This is a genomic window from Lacisediminihabitans sp., assembly GCF_036404185.1.
Lineage (GTDB): Bacteria > Actinomycetota > Actinomycetes > Actinomycetales > Microbacteriaceae > Lacisediminihabitans.
On record NZ_DASWPB010000188.1, the window covers coordinates 1 to 2,565 of the forward strand.

4 protein-coding genes are annotated in these 2,565 nt (G+C 69.2%); 2 read left to right on the plus strand and 2 right to left on the minus strand.

All coding sequences use genetic code 11. The annotated features are described in order from the left end of the window. Window positions 1–272: GntR family transcriptional regulator (locus tag VGC18_RS13395; protein ID WP_331098205.1), on the minus strand; the 272-nt coding region annotated here is incomplete at its 3' end. 89 nt (window positions 273–361) lie between these two features. Further along, a complete protein-coding gene (locus tag VGC18_RS13400) occupies window positions 362–1,162 on the minus strand; it encodes an SDR family oxidoreductase (protein WP_331098207.1) in 801 nt (266 codons plus the stop codon). Window positions 1,163–1,210: 48 nt separating this feature from the next. Here VGC18_RS13400 and VGC18_RS13405 point away from each other — a divergent pair, with 48 nt between their 5' ends. Further along, window positions 1,211–2,092 carry an SMP-30/gluconolactonase/LRE family protein gene (locus VGC18_RS13405; RefSeq protein ID WP_331098209.1) on the plus strand — a complete coding sequence of 294 codons (882 nt, stop codon included), beginning with the start codon at window positions 1,211–1,213 and terminating at the stop codon, window positions 2,090–2,092. Beyond that, window positions 2,089–2,565 (plus strand): trehalase-like domain-containing protein (locus VGC18_RS13410; protein ID WP_331098211.1); only part of this gene is annotated, 477 nt, incomplete at its 3' end. The genes VGC18_RS13405 and VGC18_RS13410, both read left to right, overlap by 4 nt.

The following is a 2,565-nucleotide window of genomic DNA, read 5'->3' on the forward strand; positions in this document are numbered from 1 at the left end:
GCGGCCAGTTGCGCCTGCTGCCTGCTCGCGTCCCCCCGCGGGCTGACGAAGGAGCCGTTGCGCCCCCGGGTCTCGATGAAGCCGTCCGTCTCGAGCTCGCGGTAGGCGCGGGCGACGGTGTTGGTTGCGATGCCGAGCTCCTCGGCGAGCGCCCGCACGGTGGGCAGCCGGGAGCCGCCGGCCAGCTCGCCGGAGCGGACCAGGCCGATGAGCTGCGTCCGCAACTGCTCGAACGGCGGAACACCGGACTTCTGCTCAATGACGACCTGCATGAGGCAATACAACCACCCCGAGTGCCGCCCACGGAAAACGGGGGCGCGCCCGCAAAACGGGGGCACCCGGACGGCGGACGTGGCCGCGATCAGATGGATGCGACGGAGCCGGAGTCCACCCGGTAGTTGGCACCGGTCACGAAACCCGCCCGATCCGAGCAGAGGAAGGCGATGACGTTCGCGACCTCGGCGGGCTCGCCGCGGCGGCCGAGGGCCATGAACGGCCGCTCCTCGGCGAGGAAGCTCTCGATCGCCTCGTCGACATCCGTCCCGCGCTGGTCGGCGCGCTTCTGCATCATCGCGTCGGTCATGGGCGTGTGGATGAAGGCGGGGGAGACACAGTTGACGAGCAGACCCTCCTTCGCGTAGCTGCGGGAGAGTCCCTTCATGAGGGCAAGCACACCCGCCTTCGCAGAACAGTAGGGGATCTCGTCGGCGTAGGGCTGGACCCCGTCCTCGGAAGCCAGGAGCACGATCCGGCCCCAGCCCCCTCTCCTCAGGCTCGGCAGGAACGTGCTGACCAGTCGCACCGGCCCCATCAGGTCGACCTCGATGGTGTGCGTCCAGCCCTCGTCGTCGATCTCGTGGAACAGACCCTGCGCCCCGGTGATACCGGAGGACTGCACCAGGATGTCGATGTCCCCGACGGCCTCCATCACCCGGTCGCGCAGGCTCGCGAGCGAATCGACCTTGGTCACATCGGCGGCGAAGGCGAAGAGCCGGCCCTCCGCGGCGTCGAGCCGGTCCGCTGCCCGGTCGAGGTCATCCTGATCCAGGTCGGTGATGACCACCGTCGCGCCCTCCTCGAGCAGGAGGCGGGCGGTCTCCCAGCCGATTCCCGAGTCCGCGCCGCTGACGAGCGCCGCGCGCCCGGCGATTCCGAGGTCCATGAAGAGCTCCTTTCCGGTTCCGTGTCCGTGCGAACGTAGGCTCGTTCCATGGCGGTTATCAGGGGCTTGCCCGGAGTTTTTCGTGATGCTAAGGCCGTTCTCGCGGAGGGGATCGTCTGGGACGAGGCGGGCGACCTGCTCTGGTGCGACATCACCGCCGGCCTGCTGCATCGCAGCCCCATCGACGGCCCGCCGGACGGCTCGGGGGACACGGTGGTGCGGATGCCGCCTCCGCTCGCCTCCTTCGCGCTCGCGGCATCCGGGGGCTATGTCGTCTCCCTCGGCGATCGAGTGGTGTCGGCGGATGGGTCCGGTACCGTGACGGCGGAGCTGGCGGCGATCGACCACGGTCCGGGCATCCTGCGTCTCAACGAGGGGAAATGCGATCCGTACGGGCGATGGGTGACCGGCTCGATGAGTCTGACCGGTGAGCCGGACGGGGCGATGTACTCGGTGACCGCCGGTGGCGAGCTTCGTCTCCTTCGTGGCGGTCTCGGTGTGGCCAACGGCTTCGAATGGAGCCTGGACGACTCGGAGATGTTCTTCACCGACACCTCGGTCGGAACGATCTACCGTGCGCCGTACGGGCGGGACGGCGGGCTCGGGGAAGTCAAGCCCTTCCATTCGGGCCTGGCGCATGATGGGCTGACCATCGACGCGGAGGGATGCCTCTGGAGTGCGATCTATGGAGGCGGTCGAGTGGTGCGCTACAGGCCGGACGGACGGGAGGACCTCTCCGTGGAGCTGCCGGTGCCGAACGTCACCTCCGTCGCCTTCGGCGGCGCCGGGCGGTCGACCCTGTTCGTCGCCTCGGCGCGCGAGAACCTGACCGAGGCGCAGCTGGAGGAGCATCCGCTGTCCGGAGCGATCTTCGCCGTCGAGACCTCGACCAACGGGAGGCGAGCACGGCTGTTCGGAGACCCGGAATGAGGCCGGTCCGGACCGGCGGATACGCCGATCTGCGCTCCTACGGCGCGATCGGCGACGGCCGCACGGTCGCCCTCATCGCTCTGGACGGGGCCGTCGATTGGCTTCCCGTCCCCGACCTGCAGACCACGCCGGTCTTCGCCGCGATCCTGGATGCCGACGGCGGCGGCCGGATCGAGCTGCGGCCGGTCGCCGACTTCACCGTTCGCCGGCGATATGTGCCGGGCACGAACGTTTTGCAGACCACCTTCACCACCGACTCCGGTTCCGTTCGGGTGACGGATGCCCTCGTCACCGGAGTCGCCGGGAGGCTGCCATGGGTGGAACTGGCCCGTCGGGTCGAGGGGATCAGCGGAACCGTGGACATGCGCTGGTCGGTCACGCCCGGCAGCATGCTGAACTCGGCCTCCCCCTGGGTCGAGCGGACGATTCACGGGCCGGTGATCCGGGTGAACGGGGTGATGCTGGGTGTGCAG